Origin of the sequence: Streptomyces sp. NPDC058326 (genome assembly GCF_042879855.1) — a bacterium.
In the GTDB taxonomy this organism is placed as follows: Bacteria; Actinomycetota; Actinomycetes; order Streptomycetales; family Streptomycetaceae; genus Streptomyces.
This window is the reverse complement of sequence record NZ_JBHVZO010000008.1, coordinates 65,625-83,655: the sequence shown is the minus strand read 5'-3', so window position 1 is coordinate 83,655 and position 18,031 is coordinate 65,625. Positions and strand designations below refer to the sequence as shown.

At 72.4% G+C, this 18,031-nt stretch carries 18 protein-coding genes and 1 tRNA gene; 8 read left to right on the top strand and 11 right to left on the bottom strand.

Translation table 11 applies throughout. From position 1 onward, the window contains the following. Positions 1-12: 12 nt before the first annotated feature. Entirely contained in the window at positions 13-783 is a 771-nt protein-coding gene (locus ACFVYX_RS17120; RefSeq protein ID WP_389682167.1) for an ABC transporter ATP-binding protein, read from the bottom strand. 385 nt (positions 784-1,168) lie between these two features. On the opposite strand from ACFVYX_RS17120, the gene ACFVYX_RS17115 reads away from it, so the two are divergent. Together ACFVYX_RS17115 and ACFVYX_RS17110 are read left to right on the top strand one after the other, a co-directional pair. Continuing rightward, positions 1,169-1,253, top strand: a tRNA-Leu gene (locus ACFVYX_RS17115). A gap of 256 nt (positions 1,254-1,509) precedes the next feature. Next, positions 1,510-2,412, top strand: a complete 903-nt coding sequence (locus tag ACFVYX_RS17110; protein WP_389682166.1) for a Bax inhibitor-1/YccA family protein — start codon at positions 1,510-1,512, stop codon at positions 2,410-2,412. 114 nt (positions 2,413-2,526) lie between these two features. Here the strand turns inward: ACFVYX_RS17110 and ACFVYX_RS17105 are convergent, their stop codons facing one another. Further along, the gene (locus ACFVYX_RS17105) at positions 2,527-2,757 is read right to left on the bottom strand and encodes a DUF4287 domain-containing protein (RefSeq protein WP_266892640.1); all 231 of its coding nucleotides are present in this window, start codon (positions 2,755-2,757) and stop codon (positions 2,527-2,529) included. A gap of 109 nt (positions 2,758-2,866) precedes the next feature. On the opposite strand from ACFVYX_RS17105, the gene ACFVYX_RS17100 reads away from it, so the two are divergent. After that, positions 2,867-3,196, top strand: a complete 330-nt coding sequence (locus ACFVYX_RS17100; protein ID WP_389682165.1) for a hypothetical protein — start codon at positions 2,867-2,869, stop codon at positions 3,194-3,196. A 117-nt stretch (positions 3,197-3,313) separates the two neighbouring features. Here the strand turns inward: ACFVYX_RS17100 and ACFVYX_RS17095 are convergent, their stop codons facing one another. From ACFVYX_RS17095 to ACFVYX_RS17085, 3 genes are all read right to left on the bottom strand, one after another. Then, positions 3,314-4,150 carry a hypothetical protein gene (locus ACFVYX_RS17095; RefSeq protein ID WP_389682351.1) on the bottom strand — a complete coding sequence of 279 codons (837 nt, stop codon included), beginning with the start codon at positions 4,148-4,150 and terminating at the stop codon, positions 3,314-3,316. Between the two features lie 239 nt (positions 4,151-4,389). Further along, on the bottom strand, positions 4,390-5,610 hold the full coding sequence (locus tag ACFVYX_RS17090; RefSeq protein WP_389682164.1) for an acetyl-CoA C-acetyltransferase: 1,221 nt from the start codon (positions 5,608-5,610) through the stop codon (positions 4,390-4,392). Between the two features lie 234 nt (positions 5,611-5,844). Further along, on the bottom strand, positions 5,845-6,831 hold the full coding sequence (locus ACFVYX_RS17085) for an SGNH/GDSL hydrolase family protein (RefSeq protein ID WP_389682350.1): 987 nt from the start codon (positions 6,829-6,831) through the stop codon (positions 5,845-5,847). A gap of 118 nt (positions 6,832-6,949) precedes the next feature. Here ACFVYX_RS17085 and ACFVYX_RS17080 point away from each other — a divergent pair, with 118 nt between their 5' ends. Together ACFVYX_RS17080 and ACFVYX_RS17075 are read left to right on the top strand one after the other, a co-directional pair. Next, positions 6,950-8,338 carry a cystathionine beta-synthase gene (locus tag ACFVYX_RS17080; protein ID WP_389682163.1) on the top strand — a complete coding sequence of 463 codons (1,389 nt, stop codon included), beginning with the start codon at positions 6,950-6,952 and terminating at the stop codon, positions 8,336-8,338. A gap of 429 nt (positions 8,339-8,767) precedes the next feature. Continuing rightward, positions 8,768-9,610: a MurR/RpiR family transcriptional regulator gene (locus tag ACFVYX_RS17075; protein ID WP_389682162.1), complete on the top strand. Its 843-nt coding sequence runs from the start codon at positions 8,768-8,770 to the stop codon at positions 9,608-9,610. Between the two features lie 15 nt (positions 9,611-9,625). On the opposite strand, the gene ACFVYX_RS17070 is transcribed toward ACFVYX_RS17075, so the two are convergent. The 6 genes from ACFVYX_RS17070 to ACFVYX_RS17045 all read right to left on the bottom strand — a co-directional run bounded on the left by ACFVYX_RS17070 (position 9,626) and on the right by ACFVYX_RS17045 (position 13,693). After that, positions 9,626-9,997: a hypothetical protein gene (locus ACFVYX_RS17070; RefSeq protein WP_389682161.1), complete on the bottom strand. Its 372-nt coding sequence runs from the start codon at positions 9,995-9,997 to the stop codon at positions 9,626-9,628. A gap of 49 nt (positions 9,998-10,046) precedes the next feature. Further along, positions 10,047-10,439, bottom strand: a complete 393-nt coding sequence (locus ACFVYX_RS17065) for a roadblock/LC7 domain-containing protein (RefSeq protein WP_389682160.1) — start codon at positions 10,437-10,439, stop codon at positions 10,047-10,049. A 41-nt stretch (positions 10,440-10,480) separates the two neighbouring features. Continuing rightward, the gene (locus ACFVYX_RS17060; protein ID WP_389682159.1) at positions 10,481-11,254 is read right to left on the bottom strand and encodes a transcriptional regulator; all 774 of its coding nucleotides are present in this window, start codon (positions 11,252-11,254) and stop codon (positions 10,481-10,483) included. Further along, positions 11,251-11,643: a hypothetical protein gene (locus tag ACFVYX_RS17055; RefSeq protein ID WP_389682158.1), complete on the bottom strand. Its 393-nt coding sequence runs from the start codon at positions 11,641-11,643 to the stop codon at positions 11,251-11,253. Before ACFVYX_RS17055 ends, ACFVYX_RS17060 begins: the two co-directional genes overlap by 4 nt. Positions 11,644-11,795: 152 nt before the next feature. After that, positions 11,796-12,275: an SRPBCC family protein gene (locus ACFVYX_RS17050; RefSeq protein WP_389682157.1), complete on the bottom strand. Its 480-nt coding sequence runs from the start codon at positions 12,273-12,275 to the stop codon at positions 11,796-11,798. A gap of 92 nt (positions 12,276-12,367) precedes the next feature. Further along, a complete protein-coding gene (locus ACFVYX_RS17045; RefSeq protein ID WP_389682349.1) occupies positions 12,368-13,693 on the bottom strand; it encodes a diaminopimelate decarboxylase in 1,326 nt (441 codons plus the stop codon). A gap of 105 nt (positions 13,694-13,798) precedes the next feature. On the opposite strand from ACFVYX_RS17045, the gene hutU reads away from it, so the two are divergent. From hutU to ACFVYX_RS17030, 3 genes are read left to right on the top strand one after another with little or no spacing between them, the layout of a single operon-like run. After that, positions 13,799-15,475 carry a urocanate hydratase gene (hutU, locus tag ACFVYX_RS17040; protein WP_389682156.1) on the top strand — a complete coding sequence of 559 codons (1,677 nt, stop codon included), beginning with the start codon at positions 13,799-13,801 and terminating at the stop codon, positions 15,473-15,475. 17 nt (positions 15,476-15,492) lie between these two features. Further along, positions 15,493-16,689 (top strand): allantoate amidohydrolase, encoded by a 1,197-nt coding sequence (locus ACFVYX_RS17035; RefSeq protein WP_389682348.1) that lies wholly within the window; start codon positions 15,493-15,495, stop codon positions 16,687-16,689. Continuing rightward, entirely contained in the window at positions 16,680-18,017 is a 1,338-nt protein-coding gene (locus ACFVYX_RS17030; RefSeq protein ID WP_389682155.1) for a formimidoylglutamate deiminase, read from the top strand. Before ACFVYX_RS17035 ends, ACFVYX_RS17030 begins: the two co-directional genes overlap by 10 nt. The last annotated feature ends 14 nt before the right edge of the window (positions 18,018-18,031 follow it).

Here is an 18,031-nt window from a genome sequence, read left to right as displayed (position 1 = left end):
GGCCCGGCGGCGTCAGCTCGTACGGCCCTTGGCGTCGAAGGCCTTCATGCGGTCGAGCACGCCGTCCGCCGTCGGGTGGAGCATCTCGTCGACGATCCGGCCGTCGGCGAGGAAGATCACGCGGTCCGCGTAGGAGGCGGCCACCGGGTCGTGGGTGACCATGACGACGGTCTGGCCGAGCTCCCGTACCGAGTTGCGCAGGAAGCCGAGGACCTCGGCACCCGAGCGGGAGTCCAGGTTTCCGGTGGGCTCGTCACCGAAGATGATCTCCGGGCGAGAGGCGAGGGCGCGGGCCACGGCCACGCGCTGCTGCTGGCCGCCGGAGAGCTCGGTGGGACGGTGGCTGAGCCGGGCGGAGAGCCCGAGCATGTCGATGACCTGCTGGACCCACTGCTTGTCGGCCTTGCGGCCCGCGATGTCCATGGGCAGCGTGATGTTCTCCAGGGCCGTCAGCGTCGGCAGCAGGTTGAAGGCCTGGAAGATGAAGCCGATCTTGTCCCGGCGCAGCTGGGTGAGCTGCTTGTCCTTCAGTGTGGAGAGCTCCGTCTCGCCGATCCGGACCGAGCCGGAGGAGAAGGAGTCGAGGCCGGCGACGCAGTGCATGAGCGTCGACTTGCCGGAGCCCGAGGGGCCCATGATCGCGGTGAACTCGCCCTGGCGGAAGTCGACGCTGACCCGGTCGAGCGCGACCACCTGGGTCTCGCCGTGTCCGTAGACCTTCGAGAGATCCGTGGCGCGGGCGGCCACCGCGGTGGCACGGGACACGGTGGGGGTGGTGGTCACGAGGGACTCCTGTCACTGCGGGGCTGTTGCGGGAACCTCTCCATCCTGTCGAGCGTTCCGGCGCCGGACGTCCGCCCAGGTGCCCGTTCCCGGGGCAGCCTGGAGTCGGACGGGGGCCCCGGACGGTCCTCCTGAGGTATGACGGCGTCCCTGAGGGACGGCCTCGCGCCGGCGTTCGCCCGACGTGACAGAAGTGCGACGACTTTTCGTCATTCCAGGGGGTGCGGCTTTGCGCCTGCGACCCCTGTCACAGTTTGGCGAAAGGGCCCTCACCTGCACTGACGCACCCTCAGGCGTCAATAAAATAAGACAACATCGGGCGGATCTTCCGCTGAATGAGGGAAGCGCCCCGATAGGCTCATGTGCCAACGCGGAGCTTCGCGACGCCCGGATGGTGGAATGCAGACACGGCGAGCTTAAACCTCGCTGGCCTTCGGGCCGTACCGGTTCGAGTCCGGTTCCGGGCACCATGGTCTCGCCGACGCGGCGGGTGGCCCAGCGGCGGGCGGCCGCGCTCCTCGTCTCCTCCTCATCCTGCCCGTCGAGGGGTCCGGCCCTCCTCCTCGCCGGGGCCCCGGTCCCCTCCCGCCGAGCGGTCCGGCGCGACGTGCGCGAAGATCGAGCACTCGCGAAAAAGATCCTCCCCGAGCACTAGAGAGTTTCTTTTGCCTACGCATTACTCTTGACGAGAGGCCGCGCACATGCGGCACGCCATGGAGGAGTGAGATGAGGAGCAGCAACCCGGTCTTCTCGCGACGGGGGTTCAGCCGCGACACCGGCACCGCGGGCTTCAACGGCCAGCAGCCGCAGGCCGGGGGCCCCACCGTCGGAGCGAACCCGTACGCCACCGGCAACCCGTATGCCGAGGGCGCGACGAACCCGTACGCGACCAACCCGTACGCCCCGCAGGACACGCAGCTCGGCGCCCCCCAGCAGGCGCGCGGCAATGTGATGACGATCGACGACGTCGTGAGCCGTACGGCCATGACGCTCGGCACGGTCGTGCTCACCGCCGTCCTCTCCTGGCTGCTGCTGCCGGTCGACCCGGCGAACCTGACCAAGTCCTACGGCATCGCCATCGGTGCCTTCCTGGTCGCGCTCGTGCTGTCGCTCGTGCAGTCCTTCAAGCGCAAGCCCTCGCCGGCGCTGATCCTGAGCTACGCGGCCTTCGAGGGTGTCTTCCTCGGAGTGATCTCGGCCGCCGTCTCGACGTACATCGCCGACGGCGTGGTCATCCAGGCGGTCCTGGGCACGATGGCGGTCTTCGCCGGTGTGCTCATCGCCTACAAGATGGGCTGGATCCGCGTCAACCGCCGCTTCTACGGCTTCGTGATGGCCGCCGCGATGGGCTTCATGCTCCTCATGGTGACCAACCTGCTGTTCGCCGTCTTCGCCGGCGGTGACGGCCTCGGCTTCCGCAGCGGTGGCCTCGGCATCCTGTTCGGTGTCATCGGCATCATCCTGGGCGCCTGCTTCCTCGCCCTCGACTTCAAGCAGGTCGAGGACGGCGTGAACTACGGCGCGCCGCGCGAGGAGGCCTGGCTGGCCGCCTTCGGTCTCACCATGACCCTGGTGTGGATCTACCTGGAGATGCTGCGTCTGCTGTCGATCCTGCAGGGCGACGACTGACGTACCCCGAGACTCGGGGGAAGGGCCCGTCCGGCTTCGCGCCGGGCGGGCCCTTCCGCGTGCCCAGGGCCGCGTCAGGGCCGCGCCGCGAAGGTGTGGATGAAGGCGCGGGGCTCAGAGCAGTCTGCGCGCCGCTCGCCGCAGGTCGTACTCGTGCAGGATCGCCTTCGCGTGGCCGTACGCCAGGTCGTGCGCCCCGCGCAGCCAGCTCACCCGCTCCTCGAACCGGAGGAGGGAAGGGCCCTCCTCGACCGTGCGCATCCAGTCGGCGATCTCACGACCGGTGCGGCGCGGGATCCGGGCCAGCATGTTGCGGTGGGTCTCTTCGGAGAATGTGTGGGACATCGGCGCCTCCGGACGCGTCGTACCGTGTGCTCCTCGTACTCCTTCACGACACCGTGCCGAAGGCACGGCCCGTTGGCAAGGGGCCCGAGACGGCGCGTAGGGTCACGGGGTGCGCGATACGAGTGAACTGACCGCCGCCGTCGAGCGCTTCGCCGACCGGCTGCGGGCCGCCCCGCAGAGCCGTCTCCAGCGGGGCGCGGCGGCCGAAGGGCTCGCCCTCGCCCGCGAGCTCGCGGGGCGGGCGCAGCGCGTCGAGGACCCGGAGAGGGAACCGAGGATCATGCCGGACGCGGGGGTCTTCACCGTCGCCGACCAGCTCGTCGTCGCCGGGAACGACCTGGCCGAGATCCTGCGGACGGCCCCGGCCGGCTCCCGCGAGGGAGACCTGGGCGAGGCCGTGGAACTGGTACGGGAAGCGGCGCGGCGCTCGGGGCTCTAGGGGCGTCCTGCCCCGGCCGCGAGCCCGGCGCGCGCCCCGCGAACGGCGGTCGGAGGCCGCCGCAGCGCCTCGAAGCCCGTGAGGCCCCCTGGGCCGAGCGGGGCGAGGGGCGCGATGTCAGAGGGACGCGATGACGCGGTCGGCCAGGATGTAGACGTTCTCCTCGTCCGACTCGCCGTACGAGAAGGTGAGGGCGAACGCGCCCGAGACGCCCGAGCCGCCGAGCAGCACCGGCGTACGGCCGGAGCGCAGGGCCTCCGCCAGGCGCTCCGCGGTCTCGCGGTGCCCCGGGGTCATGCAGAGCGTCGTGCCGTCCGCGAAGACGTACACGTCGAGCGTGCCGAGCGGGCCCGGGCGCACGTCGGTCAGCGCCGTGCGGGTGTCGGCCAGCTCCTCCAGGCGCGCCACCGTCCGCTCGTGGTCGGTGACCACGGGCGTCTGCACCGGCACGAAGTCCGGGTGCGAGGGGTGCCGGCGGCGGGCCGCGGCCAGCTCCGCCGAGTCCTCGGGGTACTCGTCGAGCGCGTCGAGGGCGTCGAGCGGGTCGGGGCCGTCGAGCGAGACCGCCTCCGCCTCCATGGCGTCGAGGGCCATCGCCTCAAGGCCGACGAAGTCCGCCTGACGCGGCACGAAGAACGAGCCCTCGTCGGCCGGGCCGCCGAGGCCGCCGAGCAGGGACGGGGCGTCGGCCGCGTCCCGGGCCTCCTGCGCGGCCCAGAAGGCCCGCGCCTCGGCGAGCTCGCGCTCGCGCTCCTCGGCCAGCGCCTCCGTGACCGCGGCCCGTATCTCGGCGGCGGGCGTGGCGGAGCGCGCCGCGGGAACGGTGACACCGTGCCCGGCCGCCAGTTCGTTCCGCAGGGCGGTGACCTGCTTGCGGAGACCGTGGACGGCGTGCAGGGCGGCAGCGCCCACGGCCGTGGCGGCGGCCGTGGTCAGCAGCAGGGCAAGAGGCATGGTGCTCACTGACGTACTCCCGATTCCGAGTCGATCCCCCGACTTCCTACATCAGCTTGTCCTGGGGTGGGGCTCGCTGTCAGTGCATTACGTCACGAATTGGACAGGTATTTCTGCCAGGTGTTTAGTCCCGAAACGGCTCTGACCTGGGAAAACGATCTCCCCCAGGAGATAGGTCACATCCTGGGGGAGATTCGGTCACGGCTCGGACGCGGTGCGGTTGACCCGCTGCCCGGTGGTCAGCTCAGGCGCTCGATGACCATGGCCATGCCCTGGCCGCCGCCCACGCACATGGTCTCGAGACCGAACTGCTTGTCGTGGAACTGGAGGCTGTTGATCAGGGTGCCGGTGATGCGGGCGCCGGTCATGCCGAAGGGGTGGCCGACGGCGATGGCGCCGCCGTTGACGTTCACCTTGTCCAGGTCCAGGCCCAGGTCCTGGTAGGACGGGATGACCTGGGCGGCGAAGGCCTCGTTGATCTCGGCGAGGTCGATGTCGCCGATGGTCAGGCCGGCGCGCTTGAGGGCCTGCTTCGAGGCCTCGACCGGGCCGAGGCCCATGATCTCGGGGGAGAGGCCGGAGACGCCGGTGGAGACGATGCGGGCCAGCGGCGTCAGGCCGAGCTCGCGGGCCTTGGTGTCCGACATGATCACGAGCGCGGCGGCGCCGTCGTTCAGCGGGCAGCAGTTGGCGGCCGTGACCAGACCGTCGGGGCGGAACACCGGCTTGAGGCCCTGCACGCCCTCCAGGGTGACGCCGGCGCGCGGGCCGTCGTCGCCGGAGACGACGGTGCCGTCGGGCAGCGTCACCGGGGTGATCTCGCGCTCCCAGAAGCCGTTCTTGATGGCCTGCTCGGCGAGGTTCTGCGACCGTACGCCGAACTCGTCCATCTCCTGGCGGCTGATGCCCTTGAGGCGGGCCAGGTTCTCGGCGGTCTGACCCATCGCGATGTACGCGTCCGGGACGACGCCGTCCTCGCGCGGGTCGTGCCAGGTGGAGCCCTCGGAGGCGGCGACCTCGGCGGTACGGGCCTCGGCCTCGGCGAAGAAGGGGTTGTGCGTGTCGGGCAGCGAGTCCGAGTTGCCCTTCACGAAGCGGGACACCATCTCGACACCGGCCGAGATGAAGACGTCGCCCTCGCCGGCCTTGATCGCGTGCAGCGCCATGCGGGAGGTCTGCAGCGAGGAGGAGCAGTAGCGGGTGACCGTGCAGCCCGGCAGGTGGTCCATGCCCATCTGCACGGCGACGATCCGGCCGAGGTTGTTGCCCTGCTCGCCGCCGGGCAGACCACAGCCCAGCATCAGGTCGTCGATGTCGCGCGGGTCGAGCTCCGGCACCTTCGCCAGGGCGGCCTGGACGATGGTCGCGGTGAGGTCGTCCGGTCGCAGGTCCTTCAGGGAGCCCTTGAAGGCCCGGCCGATGGGCGAACGGGCGGTCGAGACGATCACGGCTTCGGGCATCACGGCTCCATGAGGGTGCGGAGTGAGCGGACTGAAAGGGAAGTTACCCGTACGTACCGCAGGGGTCACCGCTCTGACGGTGTGACGCGGACCTCTTTTCTAAGCGAGCGCTCAGTTATGGGGCTGGGGGTGCCTGTCCTTCGCCCGTGGTGGGCAACCGCGCGCGCCGGCGCTCACCGCGGTGTGGGAGCCGCCTGTGTGGGGCGGCCCGCCGGTCGCAACAGGGGCCCGGTGCTACGTCTGGGCGTCCTCCGGGGCCGGTTCCGGGGTCTCCGCCGCCGGCAGCCGCCGCCGGCGCCGGTGCTTCAGGAGGGCCCACGGCGCCCGCGCCCCGGTCACCTCGGTGCCCGCCTCCCGCGCCGCCTCGGCCGCCGCCTTCGCCACCGGCAGCATGTTCTCCCGCCGCGCCGGTTCGAGACGGTCGGTCTCGGGCCAGACGCCGAGCACCGCGCACATCGTCGGCAGGACGGCCATCGCCGCCGTCGCGTACCCCTCGGCGGAGGGGTGGAAGCTGTCCACACCGAACATCTCGCGCGGGTTCGCCGCGAACTCGGGACCGAGCAGGTCGCCGAGCGACACCGTCCGTCCGCCCTGCTCCACGACCACGATCGTCTGGGCCGCCGCGAGCTGCCGGGAGGCCCGCCGGGCGAGCCAGCGCAGCGGCTGGTAGACGGGCTCGATCGTTCCCAGGTCCGGGCAGGTGCCGACGACCACCTCCGAGCCCGCCGTCCGCAGCCGCCGTACCGCCGACGCCAGGAGCCGTACGGACTCGGTCGGCGGCATGCGGTGCGTCACGTCGTTCGCCCCGATCATGATCACGCACACGTCCGGCGGCCCCAGGGGCTGGGTGAGGAGCAGCGACACCTGGCGCTCCAGGTCGTCCGAGCGCGCCCCGGACAGGGCCACGTTCCGCAGCACCACCGGTCGCTCGGCCACCGCCGCAAGGCCCGAGGCGAGCAGCGCGCCCGGGGTCTGACCCGAGCGGCGCACCCCCTGGCCCGCCGCCGTGGAATCACCCAGAAGGGCCAGTCGCAGGGGATCGTCCGTACCGAACGCCCTGCCGTACAGACCGTCCGCGCCCGGGGGGAGTGGGGCCGCCCCGCCGCCCACCGTCCGCTTCGCGAGCTGCATCTCGGCCAGCAGGACGCCCACGGCCGCCACCCCGAGCAGCCCGATGCTCCCGCCGCCGTACGCCGCACCCGCCGCGATCCGCCGCGCCACCCTCGCCCTCGACATGGGGCCGTCACCTCCTTCAAGCCGTTCAGGGTCTAACTGCCCCGTAACCCGCTCCGACTACGCATACGCTGGCCACACCATTACGGAGACCCCGGAGATTACGGTGCAATTCCACGACTCGATGATCAGCCTCGTCGGCAACACCCCGCTGGTGAAGCTCAACAACGTCACAGCGGGCATTCAGGCGACCGTCCTGGCCAAGGTCGAGTACTTCAACCCCGGAGGCTCGGTCAAGGACCGGATCGCCCTGCGGATGATCGAGGCGGCCGAGCAGAGCGGTGAGCTGAAGCCCGGCGGCACCATCGTCGAGCCCACGTCCGGCAACACCGGCGTCGGCCTGGCGATCGTGGCCCAGCAGAAGGGCTACAAGTGCATCTTCGTCTGCCCCGACAAGGTGTCGCTCGACAAGATCAACGTACTGCGGGCGTACGGCGCCGACGTCGTGGTCTGCCCGACCGCGGTCGACCCCGAGCACCCGGACTCGTACTACAACGTCTCGGACCGGCTCGTCCGTGAGACGCCCGGCGCCTGGAAGCCCGACCAGTACTCGAACCCGAACAACCCGCGCTCCCACTACGAGACCACCGGTCCCGAGCTCTGGGAGCAGACGGACGGGAAGATCACCCACTTCGTGGCGGGCGTCGGCACCGGCGGCACGATCTCCGGCACCGGCAACTACCTCAAGGAGGTCAGCGGCGGCTCCGTCAAGGTCATCGGCGCCGACCCGGAGGGCTCCGTCTACTCGGGCGGCTCCGGCCGCCCGTACCTCGTCGAGGGCGTGGGCGAGGACTTCTGGCCGACCGCGTACGACCGGAACGTCACGGACCGGATCGTCGCGGTGTCCGACAAGGACTCGTTCCAGATGACCCGCCGCCTCGCCAAGGAGGAGGGCCTCCTCGTCGGCGGCTCCTGCGGCATGGCGGTCGTCGCCGCCCTGGAGGTCGCCAGGGAGCTCGGCCCGGACGACGTCGTGGTCGTGCTGCTGCCGGACTCGGGCCGCGGCTACATGTCGAAGATCTTCAGCGACGAGTGGATGGCCGGCCACGGCTTCCTGGAGGACACCTCCACCGCGACCGTCGCCGACGTCCTGCGTCACAAGGAGGGCGTCATGCCGTCCCTCGTCCACATGCACCCGGACGAGACCGTCGGCCAGGCCATCGAGGTGCTCCGCGAGTACGGCGTCTCCCAGATGCCCATCGTGAAGCCGGGCGCCGGACACCCCGACGTCATGGCCGCGGAGGTCGTCGGCTCGGTCGTCGAGCGCGAGCTGCTCAACGCCCTCTTCACCCAGCGCGCCTCCCTCGAGGACCCGCTGGAGCGTCACATGAGCCCGCCGCTGCCGCAGGTCGGCTCCGGCGAGCCCGTCGCCGACCTGATGTCCGTCCTCGGCGAGGCCGCCGACGCGGCGATCGTCCTGGTCGAGGGCAAGCCGACCGGCGTCGTGAGCCGTCAGGACCTGCTGGCCTTCCTGGCCAACGGTGGCGCGAAGTAGTACGTGTAACGGGCGCTTCGCACAACTGGTACGAGCGCGACACGTAGGGGCAGCACCCGCTTAACACGCGTCCGGCACATTGGTGGTTGTCGGCGTCACGGACTTCCGGAGCGGCTCCCGGGCCTCCACAGACGTCGCGGACGCGGAGGCCGGCCCTGACCCGGGCCCGTGTCCCTCGCGGGGACCGCCGTCGTCCCGCCCCCCGGCAACGGGGGTGCGGCGGTCCCCGCGCAACCTCTCCCACGACCCCCGCCGGTCTCCGGTACCGCCCGCGCCGGCCCTCCGCCCGCCGGGTCTCCGGTGCCGGCCACGCCGGCCGCGCCAGCCCCCCGCGCGCCGGTCTCCGATGCCGGACGCGCTGGCCCTCCGCCCGCCGGGCTGCATATCCTCATGCAGAGTCATTGGCAGGTGAATATCCGAGGGGGCGGCATGAGTGACAGCCCGGCCGGCCGGCTGCAGGCGCTCTTCGAGGGGCACCGGCTGACGCCGACGCAGCGGCGGATCGCGCACTGCATGGTGCGGCGCGCCGGTGATGCGCCGTTCCTGTCCAGCGTCGAGCTCGCCGAGCTCGCGGGGGTCAGTCAGCCCTCCGTCACCCGGTTCGCCGTCGCCCTCGGCTTCGACGGGTACCCGGCGCTCCGCCGCCACCTCCGTGAGGTCGCGCCGCCCGAGCCCGGCGGCGAGGGCGAGGGCGAGGCGCTCAACGAGTACCAGCAGGCCGTGCTCGCCGAGATCGAGAACCTCCAGCACCTCGCAGGCCTGCTCGCCGACCCCGGACCCGTGGAGCGGGCCGGGCGGCTGCTCGCCCGCTCCCGCCCGCTGCCCGTCCTCGGGCTGCGGGCCGCCTCCTCGCAGGCGCGTGGCTTCGCCTACTTCGCCGCCAAGGTGCATCCCGACGTCCGGCTCCTCGACGAGGGCGGCTCGATGCTCACCGACCGCGTCGACGCGGCCGTACGGGCCGGGGCCACGGCGCTGCTCTGCTTCGCGCTGCCCCGGCATCCGAGGGAGGTCGTCGAGGCCCTGGAGTACGCGCGGGCGGCCGGGCTCACGGTCGTGACCGTCGCCGAGTCGGCTTTCGCGCCCGTCGCCGCCCACAGCGACCTGCTGATCCCGGCCGCCGTGGGCACCGGGCTCGCCTTCGACACCGCCTGCGCGCCGATGATGCTCGGCCGGGTCCTCCTGGAGGCCATGGCGGACGAACTCCCGGACGCGCAGGCGCGTCTGGAGGAGTTCGACACGAAGGCGGCGGCGCGGGGCCTGTTCGTCGAGTAGGGGCGGAGTCCGGGGTCAGACCTCCAGCTCGTTCTCGATCTTCTTCAGCTGGTGGCGGGCCATCGCCAGGTTGGCCCGGCTCTTGTCGAGGGCCAGGTAGAGGAAGAGGCCGTTGGTGCCGCGTCCCTTGAGCAGCCGGATCAGGTGGTAGTGGGAGCCGAGGGTGATGAGGATGTCCTCGATCTCGTCGTTGAGCCCCAGCAGCTCCATGGCCCGGACCTTCGCCCGGACGACGTCGGTGTTGCCCGCCGCCGCCACGTTCAGGTCGAGTTCCTTGCCGCCGCCGATCGTGCCGAGCGCCATTCCGCTGGTGTAGTCGACGAGGGCCGCGCCGATCGCGCCGTCGATGGAGGCCGCTTCCTTGAGGGAGGTCTCGGTGTTCGCCATGGTGTCGTTCTTCCTTCTCGGGTGTGCTGTCGGACGGTTCGGATGCGGTTCAGTTCGGGTCTCCGCGGTCGAGCGCGCCGTCGACGAGTTCGCCTATCCGGACGCTGGACCTGCGGGCCTCCAGATGGAGCCGCCCCACGTTGATCCGGGGTTCGGCGAGCAGGGTCAGGACGGCGGCGTCGCCCGCCGCGTACGTGGCCACGTAGCCGTTCTCGCCGCGTACGAGCAGTTCGCGGAAGCGGCCCTGGCCGGTGGATTCGGTCAGCCGCCGGCCGACGCCGAGCGCCGCCGCGGTCAGCGCGGCGACGCTCGACGCCTCGCCGTCCACGGTGTCGTGGGCCAGGACGAGCCCGTCGGCGCTGGCCGCGAGTGCCCCGGTGAGCTGGGGCAGCCGGGCCCGCAGCCGTCTGAGCTCGCCGAGGACCTCGGCTTCTGCCGTCATGAGCTGTTTCCTTTCGGCGCGCAGGCGCAGGGCACGCCTCATCACAGGTGTGCCTCCAGGGCGTCACGGAGCCGGCGCAGCAGGGCGATGTCGGGATCGGCCACCCGCACGGCCGCTGAGGGGAGCGGCGGCGCGGGGACGGGTTCGGGGTCGGTGGGTGTCGCGACGAGCCCGGCGGCGGCGAGCCGTCGTACGTCGAGGAGGGTGTGGAAGGCGGGCCGGCCGAGGAGCCGCGCCAGCTCTGCCGGGGTCCGCTCCCCGCTGTCGGCGGCGGCGAGGAGCGCGCGCCGGCGGGCCCCCACGGTCTGACCCGGGGCGGCGGGGCGCGGCACGACCGGGGCGGTGTCCACGGAGGCGTACGGCCAGACGGCGTCGAGGAGTTCACGGCGGCGTACCGTCTCGCGCTCGACGGCCTCGGCGGAGACCGGCCGCACCGTGCCGAACCAGTGCCCGACCCCGTACCGGAAGCGGGTCGGTCCGCCGGTGGGGGAGAGGGCGAAGAAGGCCGCGTCGAAGACGGCGCCGAGGTGGCAGATCTCCAGCTCGCCGTCGTGGAGGCGGCCGCTGTCGACGAGGAAGCGGCCGACGGCGCGGTGTGCGCCCGCCCGGTCGACGGCCTCGTCCCAGCCCTCGCGGGGCAGCCGTCCGCCGGTGGTGAGGAGGACGTCGATGCCGGGGGCGGCGGGGCTCTCGGCGTGCACGACCCGGCCGTCGACGAGGTAGAGCGTGCCGTGGTCGCGGAGCAGGGCGCCGGTGGCCTTCTCTGCGGCGAGCCGGACCAGCATGGGGGAGACGGGGGTGGCGACGGCGCTCATCCGAGGACCAGTCTCTCGGCGAGGTCGCGGACCCTGATGCGGGCGAGGGCGAGGTTGCCGGTGTGGCGGTCGAGCCAGAGGTGCAGGAAGACGCTGCTGTCGAAGGAGGTCTCGACGAATCGGAGGACGTGGTAGCCGGTGCGGGTGGTGACGATCAGGTCCTCGACGGGCGGTCCGTCCCCCGGGCTCTCGCCCGTCGCCGCGAAGGTGTCGAACTCGGCTGCCGAGCGGGCGAGTTCGGCGGTCTCGGCGGCCGTGGTCTCGTGGTCCCCGACCGGCGAGTCGCCTGCGGTCCCGAGAGCGAGCCCGCTGGTCCAGTCGACCAGGGAGGCTCCGCGAGCGCCCGGCAGGGCCATGGCCTCCAGAAGGCACTCGTCGATTCCGGGCACGCGGATTCCCCTCCCGATACGGCGTGCGAACGTGCGGCAGTGACGGTGACGTTACTCAACGCAGCGCATCCGGGGAGGCTTTCTGGCATTTTCCATCGGAACATGCCAGCGTCCGACGGGGACCGGTCCGGGGTCGTGCGGGGGTCCGGCGGTCAGAGGCGTGACTCCACCGCGTTCGCGATGTCGGACAGATCCTTGGCGAGCGCCTTGGCGACGGCCTTCGCGCCGAAGCGGGCCAGCAGCCGGGTGACGAAGCCCGGGGTGCGGCCGTGGGAGGGCGTGGCGGAGAAGGTCATCCGCAGCGTGGTGCCCCCGCTGCCGTCGGGGGTGAGGGTGAGTTCGGAGACGTAGTGCATGCCGTGCGAGTCGGCGACCGTGACGTACCGGTCGGGCGGCTCGCACTCGGTCACGGTCATCTCCTCCGTCGCCTCCCTGCCCAGCATCCGCCGGGTCTCGCGCCAGCGGGTGCCCACGTCGAAGCCGCCGTCGGTGAGCACCTCCACCTTCTCGACGCCCGAGAGGACGCGGGGCATCTCCCGCAGGTCGGTGATCGCCTCCCAGACCCGTCCGGGGGAGGCGGCGACCCGGCGCTCGACGACGACGGATGTGGTGTCCGTACCGGTTCCAGTCATGGCTTCAATGGAAGCCGGGCCGTCGGTCCGCCGCTACCGGACGGTCGGGCCGGACCGGCCCGCCGTCACCCCGGCGACCCGCCCGGCCGCCCTCACCGTACGAGCGCGTCCGCGTGCGCCCCGCCCGACTCGGCGACGATCTCGGCCAGCGTCTGGGGCGTCCGTACCGTCGCGAAGGTGACAGTGCCCTCGTCGGTCACCGTGAAGCCGTGCACGCCCGGCCGGAGCAGGCTGTTGTACGCGTAGTGGTGGGCGAAGTAGTACGCGCCGGTGTCCGGGACGGCCACCACGTCGCCGGGGCGCAGCAGCGGCAGCTCCCGGCCCGTGGCGAGCAGGTCCCCGGCGAAGCAGGCGGGGCCGGCGACGTCCTGGACGGTGGTGTCCCCGGTGCGGGGGCGGCCCTCGGAGTCGTACGCGAGGAGCCGCAGGGGCCAGGACTCGGGGGCGTAGACCGTACGGGTGGCCAGTTGCACGCCCGCGTGGGTGACGGCGATCGGGCGGCCGCCCGAGGTCTTGGTGTACTCCACCCGGGCGAGGACCGTGCCGTGCTTGGCGAGCAGGGAGCGGCCGAACTCGGTCACCAGGCGGTAGCGGCCGTCGAAGAGCCCGGGGACGGTGTCGGCGAGCAGCCGGGCGTACTGGGCGTACGTGGGCGTCTCCTCGTCGGAGGTGAAGTTGACCGGCAGGCCGCCGCCGATGTCGAGGGTGTCGATCTGCTGCCGGCCGGCCGTGCGGTTGATCTTTTCGGCGAGCGCGTAGGCCTCCCCGACTCCTTCGGCCATCAGGGCGAGGGGGACGCCCTGGGAGCCGGTGTGGGTGTGCAGCCGGGTCAGCCAGGGCCGGTCCAGGTAGGCCTGGACGACGGTCTTGCGGGCTCCCTCGTCGCGGAGCGTCACGCCGAACTTGGAGGTGGCCGTCGCGGTCGAGAGGGCGCCGATGGCACCGGCTCCGACCTGGGGGTTCACCCGGAGGCCCAGGGGTGAGGCGGTGGGCGCGGAGGCGACGAGCGCGTCGATCCTGGCGAGTTCCTGGAGGTTGTCGGCGTTGACGGCGATGCCGAGCGCGAGGGCCTGGCGGAGCTCGGCGGGGGTCTTGGCGGGGGAGTCGAGCACGGTGCGGGAGGGCGGGATCCCGGCGGCGCGGGCGAGGGCCAGCTCGCCGGGGCTGGCGACCTCGGCGCCGAGTCCGGCCTCGTGGAGCAGGCGCAGGACGGGCACGAGCGGGGCGGCCTTGACGGCGAAGGCGTGCAGCACGTGGGCGTCGGTGACGGCGGCGAAGGCGCTGGTCAGAGCGGCGGCGGAGGCGCGGATGCCGGCGGTGTCGAGGAGGGCGACGACCGGTTGGGAGGGGGAGAGGAGTCCTTGATCGACGGAGGCTCGGACGGCGAGATCGCGACGGGAGGAGGCCATGGGGCCCATCCTCGCCGACGGGTTCACCGGTACGGGTGAGGGCGGCCCTGTTGACTACATCTATTCATGGCGCCAGGATGTGAATATCTGAACGTCATTCGAGGAGGCACCGCCATGTCAGGACCCCGCCCCGTACGAGCAGCGCGCGGTACGGAACTGAGCGCCCTGGGATGGCAGCAGGAAGCCGCCCTCCGGATGCTCCAGAACAACCTCGACCCCGAGGTCGCCGAGCACCCCGACAAGCTCGTCGTCTACGGCGGCACCGGCAAGGCCGCCCGCGACTGGCGCTCCTTCGACGCCATGGTCCGCACCCTGCGCACCCTCAAGCAGGACGAGACGATGCTCGTCCAGTCCGGCCGCCCCGTCGGCGTCATGCAGACCCACGAGTGGGCCCCGCGCGTCCTCCTCGCCAACTCCAACCTGGTCGGCGACTGGGCCAACTGGGAGGAGTTCCGCCGCCTGGAGCACCTCGGCCTCACCATGTACGGCCAGATGACCGCCGGCTCCTGGATCTACATCGGCACCCAGGGCATCCTCCAGGGCACGTACGAGACCTTCGCGGCCGTCGCCGCCAAGAAGTTCGGCGGCACCCTCGCCGGCACGATCACCCTCACCGCAGGCCTCGGCGGCATGGGCGGCGCCCAGCCGCTCGCCGTCACCATGAACGACGGCGTCGCGATCTGCGTCGACGTCGACCCGCGCGCCATCGAGCGCCGCATCGAGCACCGCTACCTCGACGTGAAGGCCGACAGCCCGGCCCACGCCCTCCAGCTGGCCACCGAGGCCCGCGACGCCCGCCGCCCGCTCTCCATCGGCCTCCTCGGCAACGCCGCCGACCTGCTCCCGCAGATGCTCGCCGAGGGCGCCCCGATCGACATCGTCACCGACCAGACGAGCGCCCACGACCCGCTCTCGTACCTCCCGGTGGGCGTCGCCTTCGAGGACATGGCGACGTACGCGGCCAAGGACCCGGCGGGCTTCACGACCCGGGCCCGCGAGTCCATGGCCCGGCACGTCGAGGCCATGGTCGGCTTCATGGACGCGGGCGCCGAGGTCTTCGACTACGGCAACTCGATCCGCGGCGAGGCCCAGCTCGCCGGCTACGACCGCGCGTTCGCCTTCCCCGGCTTCGTCCCGGCGTACATCCGACCGCTGTTCTGCGAGGGCAAGGGCCCGTTCCGCTGGGCCGCCCTCTCCGGCGAGGCCTCGGACATCCACAAGACCGACAAGGCGCTCCTGGAGCTCTTCCCGGAGAACGAATCGCTCCACCGCTGGATCAGGATGGCGGGGGAGAGGGTCCACTTCCAGGGGCTCCCGGCCCGCATCTGCTGGCTCGGCCAGGGCGAGCGCGACAAGGCCGGCGACATGTTCAACGACATGGTCGGCAACGGCACCCTCGCCGCGCCCCTCGCCATCGGCCGCGACCACCTCGACTGCGGCTCGGTGGCCTCCCCGTACCGCGAGACCGAGGCCATGCTCGACGGCTCCGACGCCATCGCCGACTGGCCGCTGCTCAACGCCATGGTCAACGTCGCCTCCGGCGCCTCCTGGGTCTCCATCCACCACGGCGGCGGCGTCGGCATGGGCCGCTCCATCCACGCCGGCCAGGTCTCGGTGGCCGACGGCACGGCGCTCGCGGGCGAGAAGATCCGCCGCGTCCTGACGAACGACCCGGGCATGGGCGTCATCCGCCACGTCGACGCCGGCTACGACATCGCCGAGCGGGTCGCGGACGAGAAGGGCGTCCGCGTCCCGATGCGCGAGGGCGACTCCGAGGAAGGCTCGGCGTGAGTGCCACCTTCCACGCCATGTGGCGGTCGCTGCGGCCCATCGGCCGCAGCGCCGCCTCCGGCGGCTACCGGCGCTACGCCTGGACCGAGGCCGACGCCGACTGCCGGCTCTGGTTCCGGATGCAGGCCGAGGCCCGCCGCCTGGACGTCGAGACGGACCGCAACGGCAACCAGTGGGCATGGCTGGGCGACCCGACGGCCGGCGACGCCGTCGTCACCGGCTCGCACCTGGACTCCGTCCCCGACGGCGGCGCCTTCGACGGCCCCCTCGGTGTCGTCTCCGCCTTCGCCGCGCTCGACGAACTGCGCGCCAGGGGCGTCCAGTTCAAGCGCCCCCTCGCCATCACCAACTTCGGCGACGAGGAAGGCGCCCGCTTCGGCCTCGCCTGCGTCGGCTCCCGGCTCACCGCGGGCCGGCTGACGAAGGAGCAGGCGTACGAGCTCCGCGACGCCTCCGGCATCAGCCTCCCGCAGGCCATGGAGGCCGCCGGCCACGACCCCGCGGCGATCGGCCCCGACCCCGAACGGCTGAGCCGCATCGGCGCGTTCGTCGAACTCCACGTCGAGCAGGGCCGTGCCCTCGACCTGTCCGGGGACCCCGTCGGCATCGCCTCCTCCATCTGGCCGCACGGCCGCTGGCGGTACGACTTCGCCGGCGAGGCCAACCACGCTGGCACCACCCGGCTCGTCGACCGCCGCGACCCGATGCTCACCTACGCGGAGACGGTCCTCGCCGCCCGCCGCGAGGCCGAACTCGCCGGCGCCGTCGCCACCTTCGGAAAGATCGCGGTCGAGCCCAACGGCGTCAACGCCATCCCCTCCCTGGTCCGCGGCTGGCTCGACGCCCGCGCCGCCGACCAGGGGTCCCTGGACAAGGTCGTCGCGGGCGTGGAGGCGGAGGCCCGTTCCTACGCGGACCGCCACGGCATCGACCTCACGGTCGTCCAGGAGTCCTTCACCCCCGTCGTGGAGTTCTCGCACGCCCTGCGCGACGAGCTGTCCCGCATCCTCGGCTCCACCGGGAAGGTCCCGGTACTCGGCACGGGCGCGGGCCACGACGCGGGTATTTTGTCCGAGTCGATCCCGACCGCCATGCTGTTCGTACGGAACCCCACCGGGGTCTCGCACTCCCCGGCCGAATTCGCCGCCGAGGACGACTGCGTGGCCGGAGTCCTCGCACTCGCCGACGTACTGGAGGAGCTGGCGTGCCGCTGACGACGTACTGGCTGGAACACGCCTGGCTCGGCACGAACGTCGAGCCGGGCGTGGCCCTGGACGTGACGGACGGCCGCATCACCGCCGTCCGCACCGGGACCGCCGCCCCGCCGCCCGGCGCCGTCGCCCTCCGCGGCCTCACGATCCCCGGCCTCGCCAACGCACACTCGCACGCCTTCCACCGCGCCCTGCGCGGCACCGTCCAGGTCGGCTCCGGCACCTTCTGGACCTGGCGCGAGGTCATGTACACCGTCGCCCAGCGGCTCACCCCCGACAGCTACTTCGCTCTGGCCCGCGCCGTGTACGCGGAGATGGCCCTCGCGGGCATCACCTCCGTCGGCGAGTTCCACTACCTCCACCACGGGCCCGGCGGCACCCCGTACGCCGACCCCAACGCCATGGGCGAGGCCCTGATCGCGGCCGCCGCCGAAGCGGGCATCCGCATCACCCTCCTCGACACCGCCTACCTCTCCTCCGGCTTCGGCGCCGCGCCCGAGCGGCACCAGCTCCGCTTCACCGACGGCACGGCGGACGCCTGGGCCGAACGGGCCGACTGGCTGAAGGACCGGGACGGCGTACGCGTCGGGGCGGCGATCCACTCCGTACGCGCGGTCCCGGCCGACCAGCTGGCCACCGTGGCCCGCTGGGCGCGGGACAGGGAGGCCCCCCTCCACGTCCATCTGTCGGAGCAGACCGCGGAGAACGACGCCTGCCTTGCGGCGCACGGCATGACCCCCACCCAGCTCCTCGCCGAGCACGGCGTCCTCGACGCGAGGACGACGGGCGTCCACAACACCCACCTCACGGACGGCGACATCGCCCTCCTCGGCTCGTCGGCCACGGGCACCTGCATGTGCCCGACGACCGAACGCGACCTCGCGGACGGCATCGGCCCGGCGGCCGCCCTCCAGCGGGAGGGCTCCCCGCTCTCCCTCGGCAGCGACAGCCACGCGGTCATCGACCTCCTGGAGGAGGCGCGGGCCATGGAACTGAACGAACGCCTGCGCACCCGCACCCGAGGCCACTGGACGGCGGCGGCCCTGCTCCGCGCGGCGACGGCGGACGGCCACGCGGCCCTCGGCTGGCAGGAGGCGGGAGCCCTGGAGCAGGGCGCGCTCGCCGACTTCACCACGATCGCGCTCGACTCGGTCAGGACAGCGGGACCGGCACCGCGTCTGGCAGCCGAGACGGCGGTATTCGCAGCGTCGGCCGCGGACGTCCGGCACACGGTCGTGGGCGGCCGCCATGTCGTACGGGACGGGGTCCACCACTCCGTACCGGACGTGGGCCGGGCCCTCGCCGACTCGATCGCCGCCCTGCGCGACTGAAGGAGACACCTCTC